Source organism: Mesorhizobium sp. P2_E7 (genome assembly GCF_056403855.1).
In genome coordinates this window covers 147,017-173,800 of the sequence record NZ_JBFUER010000003.1, presented here as the reverse complement: position 1 = coordinate 173,800, position 26,784 = coordinate 147,017, and the positions used below count along the sequence as shown (strand labels likewise).

Annotated in this window: 1 protein-coding gene (running past one end of the window); it reads left to right on the top strand. The window is 63.9% G+C overall.

Annotation, left to right across the window (positions count from 1 at the left end; genetic code table 11):
* Window positions 1-26,784, top strand: partial view of an LEPR-XLL domain-containing protein gene (locus tag AC1DYC_RS19935; RefSeq protein WP_477409236.1) — the 3' portion only. Its footprint begins 3,162 nt before the window's first position; only the last 26,784 of its 29,946 coding nucleotides appear in the window; its start codon lies off the left edge, out of view; the stop codon is at window positions 26,782-26,784.

Genomic DNA, 26,784 nt, shown 5'->3' with positions numbered 1-26,784 from the left:
CATTCGAACATCAAGATCACCGGCTCGGCCGAAGCCAGCAGCGACGGCGGCCTGCACAGCCTCGAACGCTTTGTCGAAGACGGGCTCGGCGTCCAGCTCGAATCCGACCGCAAGGTCACCGACGGCATCATCAAGCCTGTTGCCTACGGCACGACCGTCGGCCTCGACTATGATCTGGTCACCGACGGCAAGAAGACGCCGCTCGACGTCAACACCGGCGACATCGTGCTGTTGTCCTCGCCGGGCAGCATCGGCCATCTCTACAAATATGTCGGCGTTGGACCGCACCATGTCGACTTCAAGGTTTCCGACCCGGCCAACGATTTCACGGACGAGACCTACTGGGAGGAGATCCCCGGCGAGCCGGGCGATGTCTACACCTATCTTGGCGCCGACAATCCGTCGCTCGACCTGACCAAGGTCGATTTCACCGACAAGGATCTGTGGAAGCCGGATCTCGACTATTCGGTGATCACCGACAAATACAATCTGCGTCAGGCCAGCGCCGGCTCGACCGGCATCGCCATCGTACTCAACGATGTGCGCGGCGGCGCCAAGGCGCTGCTGACGCAGGCGACGGTACTTGCGGACACGGTTACGGTTTCAGCCGATTCGGCCGGCACGATCGAGGCCAATGCCGACGTCTACAACAGCGCCAAGGGCGGCGGACCGTTCGACCAGGACAAGCTGATGGAGCAGATCGCGCCCAAGGGTGCGAAGGGCTACATCTTCAAGAAACTTGCTTCCGCGGGCGGAACCAAGTCGCAAAGCGCGGTCGTCACCACCAATCTTATCCGGGGTGAGACCTCGGCCAAGATCGTCGATGCCACGGTCGGCACCGTTGCCGACAAGGTCGGCGCCGTCATCGTGCACGCCGAGAACAGCTCCTTCATCAATTCCGAGAACTCGACGGTCTCGACCGGCGAGGGCGCCAAGAAGGCGGCCGCCCTGCAGATCGCCAACAACACGATCGGCTGGGAGCGCAGCAACCTGCTGTTCAACACGCTCGAAACGCTGCTTGGCGACGTGGTCGACAACATCGCCGAACCGGTCGGCGCCGGCGATACCCAGCTGCGCGAACAGCACCCGTTCGTGGTCGAGGCTTCGATCGCCAGTTCCAGCATTGTTTCGGACGCCGCGCTCGTCGTCGAGGCGATCTCGAGCGCGAAGATCGTGGCCACAGCCGACGCCAATGCCTCGGCGGCGTTCGAGGCGCTGGCGCAAGCGTCGTCGTCGACGCTCGGCCTGGTCATCTCCGGCAACAAGGTCAGCAGCGGTGCGACCGCGAAGATTACCGGCGGCTCGACGGACGCAGTTAGCGTCGACGTCCATGCCCAGGATGCCGCGTCGATCGAAGCGACGACCAATCTCGGCGCCGACAACAAGGTGGAAAACACGCTTGGCACCGACGTTCTAAACACCATCGCCGGCAACGTCCTCGACGACATCAAATACACGAGCAAGTCCGGCACGCCGGCCATGATCCTCGGCGACCGCGTCAGGGTCGAAACGCCGGAAGTCGATCTCGACGAAGAAGGCGCTGTTGCGACCGGCGTCCAGATCACGACGGGCGATCGTGTTCAGAAGGACGGCGTCATCTACCGCTACACCGGCGGCGGCACGCTTACTGACCTCACCGGCATCAACTTCGCCACCAATGCCAACTGGGTGAAGACGACGGGCGAGCCGGGCGCCGTTTATGAATATATGGGCGCCGACGGTACGGCGGTGAACCTTGGCACGACCAACTTCACCGATTTCGGCCTGTGGAAGAAGATCAACACCGAAGCCCTGCTGCCGGCCGAACTGGTCAAGACCGGGCTGCTGGCGGCCGGCGTCAGCAAGAAGATCATCGACGGCAAGAGCAAGGCGCTGGGCGGCATCTTCGCCCGCAACCAGATCAATACGACGGTCGACGCCGAACTCGTCTCGACCAGCGTCACCACTTCCGGCGCGGTCTCGGTGACCGCCAAGCAGAGCGCCAAGATCACCGCCATCGACACCAGCCATTTCGAATCGCTCAACGATTCCGGCAATGCGTCGCTGGCCGCCAGCGGCGTCTCGGTCGCCAACACCATTTTGGGCAGCACCACCGCCGCCGTGACGGACAGCACGATCACCAAGGGCACCGGTGCTGCTGCCAGCAACGACCTTATCGTTAGCGCGATCAACGACGGGACGATCGATTCGACGGCGCTCAGCGCCGCCTATGCCGGCGGCAAGGCGGCCAGTTTCGTGCTGTCGTTCAACGCCATCGGCTGGGAGCCGCAGAATATCTTCTTCGACGCTGCCGACACGCTGATCGGTTCGCCGGAAGTCAGCGAGGCGCTGGGTGGCGAAAATCCGTTCCAGACGAGCGCGTTCATCAAGAATTCGGATGTCGACATTGCCGGCAGCATCGCGCTTTCGGCCGACACCACCGCCGAGATCTCGGCGACGACTGGCAGCGAGGCCAAGCAGGAGTGGAACAACGGCTTTGGCGTTTCCGCCAAGTATGGCGCGTCGGGCATGGCCGCCGGCGTCATCCTCGCCAGCAACAAGGTCAGCGCCGGTGCCTCGGCCTATATCGACAACAGCGGAACCACCACCCGGCAGGTCGAGGCGGATGGGTCCGTCGATGTCTCCTCGTCCAATGCGGCAAAGATTTCGGCCGACATCACCGTGGTGTCGACCGCGCTGCCGGAAAATACGCTCGACGCGCTGAAGGGTGCTGTCGGCAGGGCGGCCGAGGAGCTCGGCGCCGGCGACTATGATTTCACCACCAAGTCCGGTGTTCGGACGGTCGAGAAAGACGACAAGGTTCGTGTTGCGCTCGACTATCTGAAGGCAGAGGTCGACCTCGACACCGTCCCGGCCAACGATCCGCTCGACATCGTCCATGGCGATCTCGTCGAGAAGGGCGGCACCGTCTACCGCTACCTTGGGGCCGATCCGATCACGGCCAATACCGGAATCGTGCTGACCGACACGGCGACGTGGAAGGCGCTCGATGTCAATTCGGGCGAGGTCTACAAATATATCGGTGAGACGCCGCTTACCAACGTCAATCTCGGCAGCCACGACCCGCTGGTCATCGACTATTCCGATACGACGAAATGGCAGCAGCTGAAGACCTCGGACTTCGAGGACATCTTCTTCCCCAATGTCGGCAATGTCGTCACCACCAATGCCAAGTCGATCGGGCTCAGCATCGCCTACAATGACGTGCGCGGCGATTCCCAGGCTTACATCAAGAAAGCCACGGTCGACGCCGCAGCCGGCGATGTGAAAGTCGCGGCCAAGGGCGTTTCGACAATCACCGCCTACACCACCAACACCGTGTCGGCCTCCGGCGGCAGCGGTATAGACGGTTCGGGCAAGGTGCTCGGCTTCAGCGGCCAGATCGCCACCAACGTCGTGCTCGGCAAGACCACCGCGACTGTCCAGGACAGCACGGTTACCGGCGGCGGCGATCTCGACGTCACTGCCGACAATGAGGCGCGCATCGACGCGCGCATGTATTCGTCCGGCTCGTCGGGTGCGACTGCGGCCGGCGTCACGCTGGCCTACAATTCGGTCGGCTGGGACGCGCAGAACCTGCTGTTCAACACCATCGATACGCTGATCGGTGCGCCCTACATTTCCGACCAGGGTTTCGGCGACAATATCGGCGCCGGCGCCACTGCGTCGATCCTGACGAGTTCGGTCGACGTCGACGGCGCGATCGACGTGTCGGCGCTCAGCAACGCCCAGATCAATGCCACCGTCAGCAATGCGGCGGTGACGGAATCCGCCGCCATCCACGGCGCCTCGGGTTCGTCCTACGGCGTCATCATTTCCTCCAACAAGGTGTCGGGTGTCGCCAAGGCGACGATCGACAACACCGGGTCCACCGGCAAGACCATCGTTGCGGGAGATGGCATCCAGGTCACCGCCAACGATTCATCGGGCGTCTACTCCAATTCGAAGTTGGTTTCGGACACTACGGTCAGCAGCGATGGCGGCGCAGCCATCATCCAAGAGACGCTGAACGATCTCTACGATGCCGACTACGACACGAAGCCGGATGCCGGCGGGGGCACCAAGATCCGCGACATCAAGTTCGGTGACCGCGTACGGCTCGCCGACGATTATGCCGGCAACGTCGTCATCAATCTCGACCAGATGCTGCCGCCCTCGAAATTCCCGATCAAGACCGGCGACATGGTGCAGTTCGAAGCGACGGGCGACGAGGAAAGCGGTCCGGTCTACCAGTACAATGGCGAAAACAGCGTCATCGATCTCGAGGCGCTGGTGGCGGCGATCGCCGACGGCACGGAAAACCTCGATACCGATCCCGCCTGGACCCGTGTCGGTGGCAATGCCGGCAGCATCTACATCTACATGGGTGACAATGCGAGCGGGCAGGGCCTCGATCTCGCGAACACGGATTTCACGAATCTCGGCTTCTGGAAGGAAGCGCCCGAAGCGACGATCCTGCTGCAGGACCTCAACCTGTCGGCGGCGCCCGCCAAGGCGGTCGGCGGCCTGATCGTCATGAACGACGTGCGCGGCGGCTCCAACGCCTCGATCAAGAACGCAGCCGTCACCAGCACCGCCGGCGATGTCCAGGTGGTGGCGCTGGAAAGCGCCGACATCAAAGCCAAGGTCGATACATCGGTTTCGGCATCCGGCGGCAGCTCGGTCGACTGGGATGGCGACAGCAAGACCGGCGCGGCCGACACCAACCCGGCGACGACGCCGGGCACCACCACCCCCGATCCGACGACGCCGGAAACGCCGGCCGATCCCAAGCAGGAGACGGTGAAGGACAAGGTGCTGGCCATCAACGGCACCATCGCCACCAACATCGTGCAATCGAGCGCCACCGCGACCATCGAAAACAGCGATGTGACGAGCGGTGGCGACGTGGATGTCGCGGCCCAGAACGTCTCGTCGATCGTCGCCGACACCAAGAGTTCGGCCTATTCCAGCGGCGGCGACACCGTCGGCGTGACGATGGCATTCAATTCGATCGGCTGGCGGGCGACCAACATCCTGTTCAACGGCGTCGATGCGCTGCTCGGCGACGATCTGATCGCCGACGCGTTCGGCGGCCGCAACCCGGCGATGACGTCGGCTTCGATCATCGATTCCGAAATCGACGCCGACGGCGCGGTGTCGGTGACGTCGGACAACAAGGCATCGATCGATGCCACGGTCAGCAATGAGGCGACGTCCTCTGCAACCTCGATCTCGGGTACCAACGGCAAGGCTGTCGGCCTGATCATCGCCTCCAACAAGGTCGCCAGCGAAGCGACCGCCAAGATCGACAACAGCGGCGGGACGGACCTCGAGGTCAACGGCGCCAGCGTCGAGGTCTCCGCGACCGACGATGCGTCGATCACCTCGCACGGCAATCTGCTGGCGCTGGCCGAGATCAAGAACGACTACGGCATCAGCGTGCTGGCCAATCTGGCCAAGACGGCGCTGGGCAGCTACCAGTTCACCACCCAGTCCGGGGTGCAGACGCTCAATGACGGCGACCTCGTCTATATCGACGCCGACAAGGGCGATGCGACCGCGGGCGAGACCTGGGTCTATGACGGCCCGGACGGCGCCATCGTCGACTTCTCGACCGAGGATTTCACCGGCAGCGAATGGTCGAAATACATCGTCAACGACGTCATCGACTGGGTGAACGACAACATCGTGCCGAGCCTGGCCGGCGGTGACGCCGTCGGCGTCGGCGGCATGGCGATCCGCAACGACATCGACAGCGGCGCGGCCGCGACCATCAATGCGGCGACGATCATCGCAACCGGCAATGTGCTGGTTTCGGCGCTGCAGACCAGCGCCATCCTGGCCGACATCAAGGCACGTGTCGAAGTCACCGGCAGCGCCAAGGGCAAGTCGATCGCCGTCAACGGCGTCATCGCCACCAACAATGTGGTGAGCCACGCCAAGGCCAATGTTATCGACAGCGATATCTCCGGCGCCGATCTCGGCGTGAAGGCCGAGAGCTCGGCCGACATCGACGCGTCGATCGATGCTGACACCATCGCCAAGGCGACGGCGGTCGGTATCACGCTCGCCTTCAACACGATCGGCATTGCCGGCCAGAACTTCCTGTTCAACACCGTCGACGCACTGGTCGGCACCGACCTCGTCGACACCATTTACGGCCATGACGAGAACGCGGCGATCGAGGCCAAGATCGACAATTCCAAGGTCGACATGACCGGCGCCGTGACGGTGTCGGCCACCGCCTCGCAGAAAATCAACTCGGAAATCTCCAACTACGTCAAGACGTTGCGCGGCGGTGCGCCGAACTCTGTCAGTGTCGGCGGCGTCTTTGCGCTGAACCGCGTGCAGATGGTGGTGGGCGCCTCGATCGAGGATTCCGCCAACATCGATGCAGACGGCGCGTTGACCGTCTCGGCCAGCAACACCAGCGAAATCACCTCGCATGTCATCGCGCCGGTGATTTCCATCAACTACACCTACGGCGCCAACCCTAACGGCAAATCGGTCTCGATCGGGCTGGTGGTGTCGCGCAATGCGGTCGACGCCACGGTTTCCGCCACCATCGACGATGTCGCCGACCTCAATGCCGGCAGTGTCTCCGTCAGCGCTTCGCAGGCTGGCAAGATCGACGCCACGGCCGCGGCTGCCGCCGTGTCTGTGGCTGCCGGCACCGGGAGCGGGCTGGCGGTCGGTGTCGCCGCTACGATTGCCTTCAACACCATACTGGGTGCGGTCGACGCACTGATCCTGGACAGCGACGTCAGCGCGACCGGCGACGTCACCGTATCAGCGACGAACACTGCCGACATTGACGCCAAGATTGCCGCCGCGGCCGCTTCGGTCGCCGGCGGGTTCTCGGCCAACGGCACCGCGATTGCGGTCGGCATCGTGCTGGCCTTCAACTATGTCGGCTATGCCGGCAGCATCGAAGCGCCTGGCGTTGCGACGCCGCTGAAGACCGAAGCGCGCATCCGTCATTCAACCGCCGGCGGCAACAAGGTCGGGGTTACAGCAACCTCCAACCAGACCATCGACGCGCTCACCGTGGCTGCCTCCGTCGCGGTCGGTATATCGGCATCCGGCAATGGCACTGCGTTCAGCGCCGGTGGCGTCTTTGCCCAGAACAGCATCGCCGCCGACACCACGGCGCTGATTGACGGCGGTACCGTCGTAGACGACATATCGACCATCACCGGCGGCGCCGGCGGCATCGATGTCGAGGCACTCAACACCAGCCAGATCCATTCCTTTGCCGCGGCCGCAACGGTTGCGGCAGCCTTCGCCTCGACCAATGCGAAAGCATTCTCGATCGGGCTAGCGGTGGCGCTCAACGACATCAAGGGCAGTGTCGCCGCCACGGCCGATCATGCCGAGCTTTCCACCGATGGCGCCATCACGGTCAAGGCCGACAATCACGCACTGATCGAAGCCAAGGGTGCGGCCGCGTCGATGACGGTCGCCTTCTCCGGCACATCTTCCATCTCCATCAGCGGCGCGGGTGCCGGGCTGTCCAACCTCATCGATGTCGATACACTGGCGTCTATCACCGACTCGAGCATTCTCGACAGCGGCAGTGTCAGCGTCGAGGCGCTCAGCCAGTCGAAAATCACCGCCACGGTTCTGGCGGCTTCGGCGGCGGTCGGCGGCGGCGGCACAACCGGCATCGGCGCCTCGATCGGCGCCGCGGTTGCCGTCAACCGCATCGGCGACTGGACGGTCACTGAGGCCGTCGACGCCATGAGCGGCCGCAAACTGCCGACCGGCAACGCAACGCTTGCCGCCAACGGCACGACGGGCGTGCGCGCCTTCATCAGCAACACCGGCGTGGAGAGCGACGGCCAGGTCAAGGTCTCCGCCCATTCCAAGCAGGATATCGATGCCCTTGTGGCCGCCGGTTCGGTGGCGATCGCCGGCGGCGGCACGACCGGCATCGGCGTCAGCGTAGGCGGCGTCTACACGCTCAATTTCGTCGCCGTGGCGACGCAGGCCTACATCACCGACACGCCGAGCGGCGGCGATATCAATGTCGGATCGATCGATGTCGGGGCTCTCGACGAAAGCACCATCGACGTGCTGGCCGGCGCGGCCAGCGTTGCTGCCGGCATGGCCGGCACCAATGGCGTTGCGGTGTCGATCGGTTTTGCCATGGCGCAAAACAAGATCCAGAACAATGTCGCCGCCTACCTCAAGGATGTCGACGACGCCGATGCGAGTGGCGCCATAGAAGTCAGCGCCGAGAACGGCGCCAAGATCCACGCCACCGTCGCAACCGCTTCGATTTCGGTGGCCATCGGCGGTACCAACGGCATTTCATTCAGCGGCGGCGGCGCGGTGGCGCTCAACAACATCGCCACCGACACCAACGCCTTCATCGAGGCAAGCACGATCACCGAGGCGGGTTCCGTCTCGGTCACCGCGAAGGCGTCGTCGACCATCAAGGCCGACACACTTGCGGTATCGCTGTCGCTCGGCGTCGGCGGGACTGTCGGCGGCGCTGCTTCGTTCGGCGCGGCCGTGGCGATCAATGAGATCGGCCATGGTGAAGCCGATCGCGACCAGGTTCAGGCCTATGTACGCGGCAGCTCCATCGAAGCCACCGGCGCGCTCACAGTTGACGCGACCTCGACCGAGATCATCGACGCCCTCGTGGCGGCCGGATCGGCGGCGATCGGCGCCGGCAGCACGGGTGTCGGCATCAGTGGCGCCGGTGCCGGCGCCCGCAACACGATTGCGGTGCGCACCGCTGCCTTCCTCGACGATCCGGACGACCAGACCGGGTCCATCATCACCGTCGGTTCGGCCGCCATCGGCGCCACCGACACGTCTCACATCACGGCAAATGTCGGGGCAGCCTCGCTGGCCGCCGGCTTCGGCGCCACGGGTGTCGCGGTCACCATCGGCGTTTCGATCGCGCTCAACGACATCCACAACGACACCTATGCCGGCGTGCTGGACGGCCAGACGCTGACCTCGACATCAGGCGCTCTCTCGGTCAAGGCGACACAGGACGCCACCATCGATGCGCTCTCGGTAGCGGCATCGATCGGCATCGGCATCGGCGCCAGCGCCGGCATCGCGTTCTCGGGCGCGGGTGCCACGGCCAAGAACACGATCAACGACAACACCATCGCCACGGTCGTCGGCAGCACGCTGGACAGCGATGGCGCGGTTACAGTGGAAGCACTCTCGACGTCCAAAATCACCGCGAAGATCGCCGCGCTGTCGCTCGCGGTCGGCGCTTCGGCAGGCCCAGGCGTCGGCGCCGCCATCGGCGTGTCGGTTGCGATCAACCAGATCGGCAACTGGACGGTTCCCGTCAATCCCGTCAAGGCTGACGGCACGCCCGATCCGACCCGGGCGCCGACCTTCAACGCGGCCAACAGCGGCGGCGTCAGCGCCACGATCATCGACAGCGGCGTGACGGCGGACGACACGCTCACGGTTCACGCCAAGGCTGGCCAGACCATCGATGCGCTGGTGATCTCGGGCGCCGTGGCGCTTGGCGCCGGCACTGTCGGCGTCGGCGTCGCGGGCGCCGGCGTCTACACCGAAAACATGATCGGTGTGTTGACCGAGGCTTCGATCACCGGCGAATCGTCAGCCGACAAGGCGACGATCCGCGCAGCCAATGTGAATGTCAGCGCGGAAGACGTCTCGCACATCACAGCCAATGCCGGTGCTGCCGCGATCTCGGCGGCCATCGGTTCGGTCAGCGTCGGCGTCAGCTTTGGCGTCGCGGTCGCCAAGAACACCATCGCCAATGATGTCGACGCCTATCTCGATTTCGCCGACGTTGAGGTGACCGACATACCGGTCCACAATCCGACCTATACCGCCGGCGTCGAGACCAATGTGCCGGCACATGCGGCAGCACCGGGCACGATCACGGTCTCGGCCAGCGAAGGCGCCACCATCGACGCGATAACGGCTGCCGCTGCCGTCGCCATTTCCGGCGGCGCGGTGTCGGTGTCGGTCGCCGGCGGCGGCGCGGTAGCGCTAAACACCATTCTCGGCGGAACGCGCGCCTATGCGACGGACAGTGTGCTCGACGCCGGTGGCGCCATCAGCTTCAGCGCGTCGAACACCTCTGTCATCAACGCCCATGTGCTCGCGGCCGCGGTCGGCGTCGCGATCGGTGGCGTTGCGGTCGGCGCCTCGCTTGGCTTCGGCGTCGCGCTCAACAATATAGGGTTCAAGGGCGACGGAACGCGTTCGGGCGTCGAGGTCTCGGCCTATCTCCAGGACACCAATGTCGACAGCTACGGCGCGCTCGGCGTGTCGTCGACGTCCAGCCAGACGATCGACGCCAATGTGGCGGCGGCCTCGGTCGCGCTTGCCGTCGGCGGTTTTGCCTTCAGTGCCGCCGGAGCGGCGGCTGTGACGGTCAACAAGGTGGGCGTCGACGCCAGCGCCTTCATCGATGGCGGCACCATCAAGGCCAGCGATGTCACCGTCCAGGCGCAGGATACGTCGAAGATAGATGCCTTCGCCGGTGCCGCTGCTGTGGCGATCTCAGTCGGCTTTGCAACCGGCAGCAGCGCGATCGCGCTTGGCGTCGCGCTTGCCGACAATCTGATCGACAACGATATTTCCGCCTATGCCGAGGATGCCAACATCACCGTCACCGGCGACATTCCGGTGCGGGCCAACGGTTACATCTACACCGTGCCGGGCGCGGGGCCGACCTTCCTGCCGCGCGTAATGCCAGCCTACGCCGCCAACAGCGGCTCGATGTCGATCACGGCGAACGAGAACGCCACGCTGACATCGCGCGCCATCATGGCATCGCTTGCGGCATCGACGGATCTTGGCGTCACCGTCGCCGGCGGCGGCGCGGTGGTTACCAACACGGTCTCTTCCAGCACTGGCGTACGTCTCGAAGACAGCACGCTCAACATCAACGGCACGCTGACGATCAGCGCGCATGACGTGACCACGGTCGTCTCCACGGTCGACGCGATCTCACTGGCGATCGGCATCTTCAGCCTGGCGGCCGGTGGCGCTTCGGCTACGTCCAATATCGGCTCGACCGTTTCGGCCGAAGTTTCAGGATCGAACGTTACGGCCGGCGCGGTCGTGATCGAGGCCGTGGCTACCCCCAAGGCGCGGTCCGAAGCCAAGGGCGTCAATGCCGGCACCGCCGCGGTCGGCGTTTCGCTCGCCAAGGCCAATGTCGACACCCACATCAGCGCCGAGACAAGCAGCACGACGTTCAATGTCAACAGCCTGCGCGTCTCCGCCAGCCAGACGCTTCCCAGCGTCGGCGATACGGCGAACGCCAAGGCGCAAGGCCTTGCCGGCGGTCTGATCGGCGTCGACGCGACAATCACCGAAGCGATCAACACCAGCACGGTGATGGCGCTGATCGGCACCGGCACGCTGATCACCGCGGCCCGCGGCGTCAGCGTCGCGGCGCAGAACGACAGCCGCCAGCGCGCCGATTCCAACAGCGCCGCCTATGGGCTTGTCGCCGCGGGCGCCACCAAGGCCAAGGCGCAGTCGCTGCAGCATTTCGACAATGGCGTTGCAGTCGCCAACACCACCGCCCAGGTGGCGAATGGCATCACCATCAACGCCGGCACGATGAGCATTTCGGCGCTGGGCAGCGACGACAACCAGGCGACGAGCTCGCCCGGCGCCGGCGGCCTGGTCGGCATCGCCGCAGCGGTGGCGGATACCACTTCCAATGCGGTGACCCAGTCCATACTGGGCGACAATGCGCAGATCACGCTCACCAACGCGGCGACGCAGCTTGCCGGCGAGAGCGCGGCGAATTTCACCCTCTACAAAGCCAACGCCGGCCGTTTCGCCATGACGTCGGATCATCTGGCGCGCGCCAATACGGTGATCGTGACCAGCGCCTATGGTGTGCTTTCCGGCTCGGGCGCCGAGGCCGACAACAACATCAATTCGACCTCCAACGTGATCGTCGGCGACGGCGCCAAGGTCACCGCCTACGCGATCAACGCCACCTCGCTCAACCGCTTCGACAAGCCGAACATCGGCGACAACGTCAATGGCAGCACGGGCGGCCTGGTCGCCGGCGCCGGTGTCAGCAGCGACACGCATCTGACGCTGAACACCAAGACGCTGGTCAAGAACAATGCGCAGCTCAAGGTGATCGGCACCTCGCTTACCGCCGGCGAGTTCACGCTGGCGGCGCGCAACGACATCCACTTCTACGAGAACGTCTCCTACAAGGGCGGCGGCCTCGGTTCCGGCATCGGGGCATCGAGCAAGTTCGATGCCGACAATGTCTTCGCCACCGTCCAGATCGGAACCAATACTGCGGTCGACAACAATGTCGAGCTGAACACGGTCGGCGAGATCGACCTCAAGGCCGACACCAATGCCGATGCCGAACTGCATGTCAGCGTCGATAATTACGGTGGCGTCACCGTGTCGGTGGCGGATGCCACGATCGACCTCAGCCCGACCAACAGCGTGCTCATCGGCAACGGCTCGCACATCAAGGCGCTGAGCGACGTCAACGTGCTGGTCGGCATGGATGCCAATTCCAACCACGACGTCTATCGCGTCGCCGTCTACAGCGACACGTTCGCCGGCAGCGTCATCCCGATCGACCATGTCGTGTCCGATGCGCTGCTCTACCAGGAAAACCTGATCACCATCTTCGCCGGCGCGCTGGTCGAGACCGGCGGCAATGTCAGGCTGTTCGCCGACAAGTCCGCCTTCGCCAACATGACATCGCAAGGCAAGGCGGTGAACTGGGCCTCGGCGCTGTCGGGCGCCATCGACAAGGCGCTGGGCGGCAACGCCTATGCGCAGTTCGACGGCCTGGCGCATACCGATTCGCACGCGATTGTCACCGTTGACGGCACCGTGCGCACGGGCCTCAACCGCAACATCGACATCACCATCACCGCGATCGGCGGGACGACGGCGAACCCGACTGTCACCTATAGCGGCGCCGGCTCGGATTCCGTCACGCTGGGCATCGACCAGGCACCGCTGGTTTCCAGCTATTTCGACCTGATCGCCGACGCCGAAGCCAAGAAGCTGGAATATTCCACCAATCCCGACCTCGTCGCTTTCTACAATCGCGAGATCAAGCGGATGGTCAGCGAGCTGCAGTTCCTCGGCCTGGTCGAGGTGGTGCCGATTCTCGATGCCCAGGGCCACCAGGTGGTCATCAACGGCGTGCCCCAGACCGGGCTGCTGCCGGTGCAGAAGAATGTGCTGACCATCCATGTCAAACCGATCCTGGCCGAAGCCGGCTATATCAACATCAACGGCGACGTGCTGCAGGGCTCGGGCACGCTCGACGCGCCGGGCAATGTCAGCGTCAAGATCACCAACAACACGACCGCCTTCCTCGACATTCAGGGCATCTACATCCCCGAGAACAATGGCGGCGTCTTTTTCAACGGCTTCCAGAACGAGATCTCGAAGATCGACAGCGCGGAAACCGATCCGGCCATCGTGCGCAGCCTGCTCAACGGCGTGATCGCCGGGCAGAACCAGGCCAACGCCAATGACGACAATTCGGACGACCAGCGCGGCGGCGAGCCGGTGCTGGTTCCGGGCCTGGTCAATCTCGACATCACCCGCACCTTCGGCGTCGCGCCGGTCAACACGGTGCTGATCAAGAACACGCTGATCGTCGACACCAGTCACAATCCGTGGCCCGGAATCACCGTCTCCGGCGATATCGATGCGATCTCGGCCAGCGTCACGCTCGACAACAGCATCGGCTCCGGCGACATCACCATCACCGGCAACATCCACAGCGCCTCGCTGCATGTCATCACCGCCGGCATGGTGGTGATCGACCTGCCGCCCGGCAGCGTGCTCAACACCGGCGGCGACCCCTATCTGGCTTGGAAGCAGATCACCAATCCGGACGGCATGGGCGCTGCGACCGATGCCGACCGCGATGCCGAGCTCGCGAAAGCGCCGACCAGCGGCATCTATGCCAGCCTGATCTCGATCAACGCCGAATATGTGAATCTCAACGGCCTGATCCAGAGCGGCTCCAGCGACTATGTGCTGAACATCGGCGCCGACACGATCGCCGAAATCGAGCAGATCAAGAAGGACATTGCCAGCGGCAAGATCCAGCCCGGCAAGATCATGCTGAAGACCGCCCAGTACAATGAGTTCAAGGCGTATTGGGATTCGGACCTCGGCAAGATCGTCATCCAGGAATTCCGCACGCCGGCCGGATCGATCACCATCACCGGCAAATTGATGAACACCGGCAAGGGCCAGATCAAGGCGCTCGGCGCCTATGTCAACGTCACCGTCAACAACGCCTCGAACTATGACGTTCTGATCAAGCGCATCGATGTCACCGAGCGCGGTCTCGGCACGATCATCCTCAACGACAAGTCGAAGCGCAGCGACGGCGGCTATACGCAGACTTGGTACCAGACGCAGATCGACGGCACGGTCGACGTGCGCGTCGTCGATTTCAAGCCGGTGGTGGGCGCGCTCGGCGCAAACGGCCAGCCGGTGGCGACCAAGCAGATGGTCGAGACCGGGGCGGTGACGCTCAACACCGTTGCCGGCCAGCATAATGGCAGCTGGGATTACGTCACGCAGTACAATCCCCAGGCCGGATGGCGCTATGGCTGGTCGGTGGCGACCAAGACGCTTGAAAGCGTGACCACAACCTACGGCACGTCGGCGTGGCTCGGTATCGATTTCCTCGCCGCCGACCCGGCCAATGTCGTCAAGACGGAATACAAGCTGCTCGAACAGCCGACGCTGGTTCCCGGCAGCGACTATTTCTACCAGAGCAACGTCTCCGACCCGTACACCCATAGCTCGGCGACCATTACGCTTAGCCAGACCGATCCCGTGCCGGGCGACAAGTGGACGACCAGCACCTGGTACGGCAAGAAGACCTATTACCAGAAGTACACGGTCGAGCGCCGCACGCAGACGACTGCGACCAATTCGATCAAGGCCGACCTGCCGGTGCAGATCAGCTTCATCGGCTATGAGGAAGCCACGGTTAAGATCAATTCGACCGGCTCGGGCAAGGTCATCGTCGACAACGGCATCTACAACGACACCGGCCTTACCCAGGTCGTCTCCAACACGGTAATCGAGGCGAGCAACGACAATTCGGTCGTGCAGGGCGTGCGTGTCACGCTCGACGGCAAGCAAGGCATCGGCACCGACGAGCGGCCGCTGCAGATCGACCTCGTCGATAAATATCCCGAGGGCTACAAGGGCGTTGCCGGCCAGTCGACCGCGTATGCCTATCTGACCGGCCACTCCGCCAATGGCGACATCTACATCAAGGAACGCACCGGCGACATGTCGATCAATTCGGTCGTCGCCGACAAGGGCAATGTGACGCTGATCGGGCAAGCCGGCATCGTCGTCGCCGATTCAAGCTCCAGCACCTATCTGCAGGGCCTGGTCAAGGGCGCCAAGATCACGCTCACCGCCGACACCTATGTCGACGGCCAGGGTGCACTGCCGGCCGGCGCCCAGGGCGGCGTCGGCAATTCGACGACGCATGCGCTGCAGATCGATTCCGGCGACGGCAATGACGACAAGGTCAACATCACCGCGCAGGGCGATGTCTTCGTCTCCGAGACCGCCGGCAACATGCATCTCGAGCGGTTGACCACGCTTGGCAATGTCTGGATCGAGGTCCAGAACGGCTCGCTGCTCGATTCCGATGACGTCTCGGTCAAGGACAAGCGCACCTATGACGAATTGAAGGCCGGCGTGTGGACCGACCTGCAGCTGACCGGAACGACCGGCGCACAGGACAAGATCAACGCGACGCTGCTCGGCTACGAGATGCTGAAGCGCGGCGAGTACGACACCTACTGGCGCCTGAAGTCGAGCCTCGACCCGGTCTCGGGCACGGTGAAGCTGAGCGACGCCGAGCGCCAGTATTACGAAGACACGCTTTCGCCGGCGGATGCCGCTGCCGCGATCGCGACGCTGGAAGCCAACCGCACGGCCCAGTACATCAACCTCAGCGCCATCTATGCCGGCTACGGTTCCACCTACCGTCCGGACATCGAGGCGGCCTACAAGCAGTATTGGACCTATCGCCATACGCAGGCGAATTCGACCACCTACAATCCCGGCGCGACCGTCGGGCTGTCGGCGGCGCAGCTTGCCGACTATGCCGACCTCGACAAGATGTTCGGCCGTCTCGGCCAGTCGCAACAGGATGCGACGCTGTTCATGAGCGCCGACATCAAGGCCGACTACGACCAGTACTGGAGCTACCGCAACGGCCAGACCGATCCGACGAAGTTCGACCCCGAATATGTCGTGGCCATCACCGGCTCCGAGCTGACCACGCTGACCGCCACCCTGACCACTCAAGGGACGCTCAGCGGCCTGTCCGGCAGCGCGCTCAGCGCCTATGTGGCAGACGGCATCCAGACCGAGCGCGATATCCGCACGGCTGAATACCGCAAGCTCAACGAGCAGTTCGGCACGCTGAACGAGACGCAGAAGGACGCCGCGCGGACCTTCGGCTACAGGCTCCTGTTTGCCATCGGCACCAAGGCGACCGAACTCACCAGCACGATCAAGGTCTGGTCCGAGGAAGAGCTGCTCAATGCGTTCGGGTCGGGCCTGACCAAGTCGGTGACCGACACGGAAGTGGTGATCGAAAGCGCCAACATTGTCGGCAAGAACGTCGAGATCCACGCCAAGCAGAACATCGGCATCGTGCAGCCCGAGCTCCAGCTCGACCTCGGTGACGGCAACCAGCACATCATCCTGACCGACGACCAGCGGGTGGCGCTTGCCGCCGCCGAGCGGCAGGACATCGTCTATGTCGGCGGCTACGAGACCTCTCCCGGCGTCGTCGCCAGCTCATACATCGCCTCGACGGTGGTCAACTTCGCCGCGCTGGCGGGCGGTACGCAAGGCACCATCACCGGCGGCGCCAACTGGCCGGCCGGCATGTTCAAGGCCGGCGACCTGCTCTACATCGCCGGCAACACGCAGAACACGACCGAGGACAACGCCTATTTCACCGTCGTTTCGGTGGTCGGCAACGTCATCACGGTCAGTCTGGGCCCGGATCAGTCGTTCGTCACCGAACTTGGCCGCACGGTCGCGCTGGCCAAGGTCGTCGACGATCCGATGAGCACGACCGAGCGCATCACCCGCGTCATCGTCAACCGCCGCGAGGACGTCGACCTGACGGTCGGCGAGCTTTTGACGGCCAAGGCCGGCGGCGCCATCTATCTCGGCTCCGAAGCCACCATCAAGCTTAACAATGTGGTCGCCGGCGAAGGCACGGCCAATGGCGACGACATCCGCATCAAGACCAGCGGCAGTCTGGTCAATGCCGCGGCGAGCGGCGTCAATCTCGACGGTGCCAACATCCTGCTGGAAGCCAGCAAGGGTCATATCGGCGAGGACGGCAAAGCCGTCACCGTCACCATGCGCGGCGACGGCGGCCTCATCGCCAGGGCCCAGGACAATGTTCGCATCACTGCGCCGACCAGCGATCTGAGGATCGAATCCGTCTATTCGAAGAGCGGCAACGCGTATCTGACCGCGACCGCCCAGTCGATCGTCGACGCGCTGCCCGGCTCGACCGCAACCAAGGTGCAGGCACAGCATATCTGGCTCAGCGCCGGCGGCAGCATCGGCACCAGCACCAACGCGCTCGAGATCGATGTCACCGGCAGCCTGTCGAGCGATCCGACCATCAACGCCACCAACCGCGGCACGATCATCGCGGTGGCTGGCGGCTCGATCTTCCTCACCGAGACGCATGGCGACATGAATCTCCGCGGCATCCAGTCGATCAACGGCGACGTCACGCTGGTGGCGAATGAAGGGTCGATCGTCGACGCCGAACTGCCGGATCCGAACTACAACCTCAGCATTCCGGACTCCAACATCGACCCGTCGCATCCGACGCGGGCGCTGGTGCTGCCGAAGGCCGACGTGATCGGCCGCAATGTCAATCTGACGGCCCATATCGGCATCGGTTCCGTCGCCAACGAACTCGACATCGACAGCTCGGCTTCCGGGGCGGGCACAGTCAGCGCGCACACCGACCTCGAAAGCATCTACCTGATCGAGACCGCGGGCGATCTGATCCTCAACGAAGTCGGCGCCGGTACCGCCAATGCGGCGGCGTTCGCCGATGCGGTGGCTTTCATCACCGCCGTCAACGGCAGCATCCTCAACGGCCGCACCGATGGCTTTGCCAACGTCGTCTCGAAGAAAACCTATCTGTTCGCTTCCAAGAGCATCGGCACCAGCTCGAAGCGCCTCACCACGGCGGTTGCCAATCTCGAATCCTGGTCGTTTGCGAACGACACCTGGGTCGAGAATCTCGGCGCGCTGGAAGTTGGCGGGGTGCGGGCCGAGACCTCCGGCGTCAATGCCGGCGGCGGCGCCTATATCAAGGCATCGAGCCCGATTCTGATCACCGAAAGCAGCATTGCCGAGCAGGATGAGCTCGAATTCTGGGCCGAGGACGACCTTGAAGGCACACATATCGGCGATGACGACCTTCCCGATGACATCACCGTCGCGGCCGGCGTGACGCTGGAAGCGTCGCTGGGCGATGTGCGCCTTCTTGCAGGCGACGACGTCCATACCAACGCCACCTCGGTCATCATCTCGCCGACCAAGATCCTGATTGCCGGCGACTACCAGGCCTCGGGCGTCACCGATCCCGATCCGGGCGTCGGCACCTACATCGAATTGCATGGCGCGCTGCAGGCGCCGCAGATCGAGATCGTCGGCGGCCTGGACAGGGACAATATCCTGATCGACGTCGCCGCGCTGCGCGGCAACACGTTTGTCCATGGCGGCGAGAGCGAAGATCTCATCACGGTCAACAAGCTGCCGTCGATGACCACCTATCTGGGTCAGGACGTGGCGCCAGGCGCCAACGGCCTGCCGGCCTTCGGCCGCGACGCGACGGGTCGCATTATCCGCGACGAACTGACGATCGACGGCGAGGGCGGCACCGATGCCGTTGTCGTCAACATCGAGGGCGGCGCCGACTATGTCATGAACATCCATGACAGCGGCGCCGGCGACGATGGCGTCGACACGCTGACCATCGAGGGCACAAACATTGCGGACACCTTCCTGTTCCGCAAGAATTTCATCGCCCATATGGTGCCGGACGGCGCCGGTGGTTACCTGCCGGCCGTCGAGCGGATCAACTACGACGCCAGCAGCAACGGCCGCGTCATCGTCGAGGGCAATGAAGGCAACGACCGCTTCTATTTCGACGACAATGCGGCGATCCTCACCGTCGACGGCGGCGTCGGCAACGACTTCTTCCAGGTCGGCCAGATCTTCGGCAGTTCGCGTGACCAGAAGGTCGATGCGGACGGCGCGCTCGACCCGAGCGGCGCCTATGCGATCATCTCGGAAGAGGACCGCTTCGCCACGACCGAGACGACGCTTGGCTACCTGTCGCAAGGCATCACCGTTCCGGCAGTGCTCTATGGCGGCAGCGGCGAGGACATGTTCGTTGTCTATTCCAACCATGCCGATCTCAGGCTCGAGGGCGAGGACGACAATGACGAGTTCGTCATCCGTGCTTTCGCGCTGGCAGAGGGCGTCAACGTCAAGGTCAATGGCGGCAATGGCGACGACGTCATCCAGTACAATGTCAACGCACCGGTCAACATCGACGGCGGCGCCGGCTTCGACCGGGTCGTGGTGCTGGGCACGGAGCTCGACGACACCTTCGTCATCACCAAGGACGGCGTCTACGGTGCCGGCCTGACGATCAAGATCAGCAATGCCGAGGCGATGGATGTCGACGGCCTCGAGGGCGACGACACGTTCTATGTGCTGTCGACCGCCGACGATATCGTCACCACGCTGATCGGCGGCCTTGGCAGCGACACGTTCAATGTCGCCGGCGACGTCACGCAGACCGTGGTGTCGGACGACGCCAATGGCGACAGCGGCACGATCACCCATACGGTGAGCAGCGCCGACCCGCGGTTCAATGGCCTGTTCACGCCCGGAATCGACCTGACCACCAAGGGCAGCACAGCCGTTGCGGTCGATATCGACGACGGGCTGCAGGTGAAGGAAGACGATGCGACATCGGTGGACAGCTACATGCTGACGCTGCCGATGGCGCCGGTTGCCGGCACCATCGCCTATGTCACGGTCTCGGCCGCGCAGGCCTCGGCCCAGCAGCGCGCCAAGCAGGGCCAGACCATCCTGGTTTCGCTGGACGGCGTCACTTTCTCCGAAGCGGTGACGGTGGCGTTCGACAGCGGCAACTGGGCCGCCGGTCAGAAAATCTACGTCAAGGCGATCTCCGACAGCGCCGAGGAAGGCAAGACGGTTGTCGCCATCAGCCATTCAGTCATCAATGTCGACAGCAACGGCATCGCCCAGCCGCTCGACAATTACGCAATCCCGAACGTGCTGGTCACCGTCATTGACGATGACAAGCCGGACGCCATCATCACCGAAAGCGGCGGCTCGACCAGCGTGTTCGAAGGCGGCGCCAGCGACGATTACACAGTGGTGCTGAGCAAGGCGCCGGCCGCCGGCGAAATCGTCACCGTGACGCTCGCCTCCAGCAGCAACCAGGTCAGCCTGTCGCGCACGACGATCAAGTTCGGGCTGGTCGCAGACATCCCGAACGGCATTTTCGCCTGGGATGACGCACAGACCGTGCTCATCTCCTCACCGAGCGATGGCACGCCCGAAAACCGCATTGTCGCCACCATCAGCAACACCGTCACCTCCGACAAGGCGGACGGCGTCTATGCCGATGTCGACAGCCAGAAGGTCAGCGTCGAGGTGGTCGATTCCGACACCGCCGCTGTCCGGATCATCGAGACCAATGGCAACACCACAGTGTCGCAGGCCGGCGAAACCGACAGCTACCAGATCGTGCTGTCGACACAGCCGATCGCGCCGGTAACGGTCCGCATCACCATTGACGGCCAGGCCAGCGTCAATCTCGGCGCCTCACCTGGCGTGCAGCAGGACGCCACCGGCTACTTCGTCGTCTTCGACGGCACCAACTGGGACCAGCCGGTCACCGTCAACCTCGTCTTCGACGGCGCCGGCCAGGCGCCGCCCGAAGGCATCCGCGTGTTCTCGCAGCAGCCGCATGATCTGACGCGCATCGGCGGGCCGTTGTTCGTCGAGGGCGGCGTCGGACCGGAAGACCGTTCGCTGACGCCTTCGGTGGCACTGCCGGACGAATTCAACCCGCAAGTTGTCCGGCAAATCGAGGTCGATGACGGCACCGATGTCGACCAGCTGGTCGTGTTCAGCGACACCGCACAGGCGCCGCTGACAGGCGTCTTGACCGACACCCATATTTCGGGCCTCGGCATGCCATCCAACCCGCTGTCGGTCGACTATAATGACGGCAATCCGCCGGTCGATGTTGCGCGCGGCATCACCTACACCAATCTGCAGGTGGTCGAAGTCCTGCTTGGCGTCGCCAACGACAACTTCACCATTGAGAGCACCAAGGACCAGACGCTGACGGTCGTGCATGGCGGCGGCGGCAGCGATACGCTGACCGTCCATAACAGCACCGGACCGGTCGTCCTGTTCGGCGACACGTCGGCCAACGGCCTGCGCTACTCCTCGACGCCGGGCACGCCGAACGGCACCGCCTATTCGTTCCTCAACACCGGCAACGACATCATCGATGCCTCGGGCGCCCATGGCGTCGTGGTCATCGACGGCGGCGCCGGCACGGACACGCTGACCGGCGGCCATGGCACCAACTTCATCGCCGGCGGCGCCGATGCCGATCACATCTTCGGCGGCATCACCGGCAAGAACTGGATCATCGGCGACTCGTCGTTCGACGTCGACTATCGCAACCGCACCGTCATCATCGACCATGACGGCAAGAACGCTCAAGGGATCACCGAAACCGCCGGCGCCGACATCATCACCGGCGGCGACACCGGTGACGTCATCATCGGCGATCACGGCACCATCACCCAGGTGGCGACGGTCAACGGTTCGACGCTTGTGCTGGTGCCCGGCACGCTCGACATGATGCTCGACCGCGCGGTCATCAAGGTCGAGACATCCAATCCGGGGGTTGGCGGCAACGACGAGATCGACGCCGGTGGCGGACCCAACATCGTCTTCGGCGGCTTCGGCGCCGACATCATCAAGAGCACCGGCGGCCAGGACCTGGTTATCGGCGACAATGGCAGCGCCGAATTCGCAAATGGCCTGCCAACGATCATCAAGACGACGTCGCCGGAGTTCGGCGGCGCCGACCAGATCACCAGCGCCGGCGGCCGCAACATACTGGTCGGCGGTTCGGCCGGCGACTCGATCAAGGTGCTCGGCGGCAGCGTTCTGGACATCGGCGACGTCGTGCTCGGCGACAATGGCATCATCCTGTTCGACGCCCTTGGCAACGTCACCAACATCAAGAGCACGAATCCCTACTATTATGGGGACGACGTGATTGAGACAGGTGCGGGCGACAACATCGTCATTGCCGGGTCGGGCAACGACATGGTGACGTCGCAAGGCGGTGATGACGTTATCCTTGGCGACAACGGCCAGGCGACGTTCGAGAACAACATCCTCATTCGGATTGAAAGTACCCTCGCCGATCGGCTGGTGAACGGCGCGGTCGTTGTCGCCTTCGACGACAAGATCAAGGCGGGATCAGGCCGCAACGTCGTGTTCGGCGGCAATGGCGATGACGACATCACTGCAGGCGACGGCGACAGCGTCATCCTCGGCGACAACGGGCTGGCGATTTTCGACGCCACCGGCCAGCGCGTCTCGGTCGAGACGACTGATATCGCCTATGGCGGCAACGACACCATCACCATCGCCAGCGGCAACCACGTGCTGATGGGCGGCTCGTTCGCCGACAAGATTACCGCCGGCGGCGGCAACGACGTCATCCTGGGCGACAACGGCATCGCGCTTTACGTCGACGGCAAGATTGCCTCGGTGCGCAGCGAGTGGACTGACTATGACGGCATCGACGACATTGAGGCTGGCAATGGCAGCCATGTCGTGTTCGGTGGCGGCGCAGGCGACAAGATCAAGATCGGCACCGGCAACAGCGTGGTGTTCGGCGACAGCGGCTATGGCGAATTCGCCAACGGCCTGCCGACGCTGGCCTATTCCATCGACACCGCAAAGGGCGGCGTTGACACGATCACCACAGGTGACGGCGACAATATCGTCGCCGGCGGCGCCTTTGGCGATATCATCACCACAGGTAATGGCTCCGATATCATCTTCGGCGACAATGCGCGGTTCGAATTCCTCTTCGGCTATTTGCAGCGCGGCTTCACGATCAGCCCGCTCGATGGCGGCAACGACCTCATCAATTCCGGTGGCAGCAATGACATCGTCGCCGGTGGCACCGGCGCAGACGAGATCCATGCAGGCGCCGGCAACGATCGCCTGTTCGGCGACCATGCCCTGTTCGACCGGGCGCTGCCAAACAACCAGCGCGTCATCTCGATCTACACCACCGATGCCGACGGCGCCGGCAACGACAAGATTTACGGCGGTGCCGGCGACGACATCATCGATGGCCAGCAAGGCAGTGACCTGCTGTTTGGCGGCGACGGCGATGACGACATCACCGGCGGCCACAATGTGGTCGGCGGCGCCGATGGCGACGACTACATCGAAGGCGGGGCCGGCGAAGACGTCGTGCTCGGGGACAATGGGCTGATCGCGCGCAAGGTCGCGGGCGGCACCGACTGGCGGAGCACGATCTGGCAGCTCAACCCGGCGGTACCGGGCAAAGCGCCATCGCTGATGCGCGACGTGATCCGTTTCGATCTCATCGATGGTGTCGGCGGCAGGGACGAGGTCCATGGCGGCGACGATGATGACCGCATCTTCGGCCAGCGCGGCAGCGACTGGCTGTACGGCGACAACGGCATCGACGAGATTGTCGGCGGATTGGGTGCCGACCACATCGAAGGCGGCGCAGGGGTGGACTATCTGCTCGGTGACGAGGGCCAGATCCTGCGGGCGTTCAACGCCGACGGTACGGCTCTGCTCAACAGCGACGGCAGCTGGCATCGCGATGTGGTGCTGGAGGAGGTCGCAACGATCGTCAGCATGGTCACCCTCTATTCCAACACGGCCGTGCCGCGCACGCAGCTCGCATCCCAGTTGCTGGATCCTGACATGCTGCTGCTCGCAGGCGTGTACGATCCCAACAACGTCCAGGTCATCAACGGCCCGGCGTGGAATACGAAGGCGCTCGGCATCGATCTTGAAGCCGCCTACAACGACTTTGTCGATGGCGGCGACGGCGACGATGTGATGTTCGGCCAGCGTGGCGACGATACGTTGCTCGGCGGCGCCGGCAACGACACCATCTTCGGTGACCGGGCCTCCAATGGCAGCGGCTTCCAAACCGATCTGCCCAAGATCGTCAACGCTTTCCGGATCATCGCGGTGACCGATCCCACCGTTAACGTGGCGGTTCCCATCGACGGACTGTTGGTGGTGCCCGGCGTCAATCTGCTGCCTTCGGAACTGACCAATGCGTTGCCGCAGATCGAGATCATGCCCGGCGCAGCCGGATTCCTCGGTGAGTTCTCGGCGAAGAACACGATACTGCGCGGCAACGGCAACCACTTCCAGGTATTTGCCTCGGTGCTGGCCGACGTGACGCGGCTGAAGGACCTTGCCTATGGCAATGACGGCATCGACGGCGGTTCCGGCAATGACAGCATCTTCGGCGACGACGGACGTATCACCAGCATCCCCGAAACCGGCCTGGCGATCATCGACAAGGAAGTCGCCGGCCTGTCGGTCTCGATGAGCGACCTGCTGCGTGACCTGTCGTCGCTGGGATTTGCCAAGGACGCGCTGGATACAGCGCCGAACGCGCCAGTTGTCAGCGTGACAGTAGGCGCCGATTGGATCGTTGGCGGCGATGGCGACGATACCATCTTCGGCGACACCGGGACCATCGTGGTTCCGGCGACAGCGCTGACCGTGGTCGGCGCCAACCTCACCGCAGGCGCGCTCAGCCTGCACAACTGGCTGATGGACTTCCAGACCATTGTTGCCGACACGTCGTATACCGCGCATGCGGCGGGCGAACAGGTCATCGCCGACTACGGCGTCAGGACCGGCACGACGAACGCTACCTTCGTAGCCGGCCAGTCGGTGTTGCGGCCTGCCACGCATCGGTTGAACATCGGCAACGATTATATCCGTGGCGGTCTCGGCAACGACTTTGTCGTCGGCGACCACGGCGTTGTCGTGCTGCCGGTGGTGAGCGCAGCGAACTCCGCCACGCTTGCCGGCATCTCCACCGCCGAACTCGCGGCCGTTAATGCCGCGCTCGCAGCGCAGGACAACGCGCGCACAGCGGCACTGACGGGCCACATAAGCCGCGATCACGCCATCAACGCCAATGCCAACAAGGTTGGCAACTGGCTGTTCGGCAACGGTCTTGGCTACTCGCTCTCTGTCGGCAACGACCAGCTTTACGGCGACGAAGGCAATGACGTGCTGATCGGCGATGTCGGGCTGATCGAGCAGCCGATGCTGACAATCGCCAGCACGACCGCGACGACCAAGTCGATCGCCGACGGCCTGCAGAACTCCTTCTTCAAAACCATAGACCGGCTCTATCTCGGCACCATCAGCGCGGCGCAGGCGCGTGCCGAGGCCTGGGGCGTGCAATCGACGCTCGCCGCATCGAAGGCCGCCGACTGGTCGAAGAACGGTTCGGTCAGTTCGTGGCTGCTCGACACCCTGGACAAGCGCCAGGCTCAGCGACCCGCCGCCGACTATATCGTTCTCGACAGCGACTACGTGGATGGCGGCATCGGCAATGACCTGGTGTTCGGCGATATCGCGGCCGTCATCCCGATCATCACCAACACCACCGGCGCCGGCATGATCCAGAGCATGCGGGTGCTGCCCGTCGGCGAGACTGCCGCAACGCTGACCGCGACGTTGCGCTACGTCTACAACTACGGAGCGTACGGCCCGCTGCATGGCGTCGTCACGTCGGATGTGAACGTGCGCTCGTCGTTCCTGGTCGATGCTGACTGGCTGATCGGCAATGACGGCGACGATATCCTCTATGGCCTGCTCGGCGCCGACTACATTCTGGGCGGCAACGGCAACGATCAGCTCTCCGGTGGCAATGGCTTCGATATCGTCAATGGCGGCACCGGCACCAACATCTATGCCTTCGACCGGACGCGCGACACGGTCCAGGCCGGCGGCGGCACGGATGTGGTTCGCCAGTCGCTGGATGCAGGGTCTGCCAGCCTGGTGCTGGGCAGCTCCTGGGTCAGCCCGCTGATGACGCGGCTTGGCGCCAATGCCAGGACCGCCGCGGCAACGCTCGATCCGACCGGACTGGCTTCGGTCAGGGTCGGCGCCGCGCCCGCACTGGCCGCGGGCATCAGTACAACGCCCAAGGTGATCAATACCGTCGCGCAGGCGCTGCTCCGGCCCACGACGGATCTGAACTTCATCAGGAGCTTCGACCAAACGACCTTGCCCGGCGGAGATGTTGTGCCGTTCATGCGGATGGCGCTGGCGCCGGGCGCGGGCGATGCCGGGCTGTTCATGGCGTTTGCCGCCGCCGCTCCGATGGCGAAGAAAAGTGCTGCCGGGCCCGCCGAATTGATATCGGGCATCCGCAATGGCGACATCGCCATCAAAGGCACGACCCTTGCCTGGACCAACTGGTCCGACCTCATCGGCGGCGTCGACAAGGTCGCGGTCAAGGTTACGGAGGAGACACCTTACGTCGATCTGGACGTGCTGCTCTTCGATGCCGAGACAGGCCGGTTCGAAACGCATGCCGACGCTGACGACGACATAGCGTTCCACTAG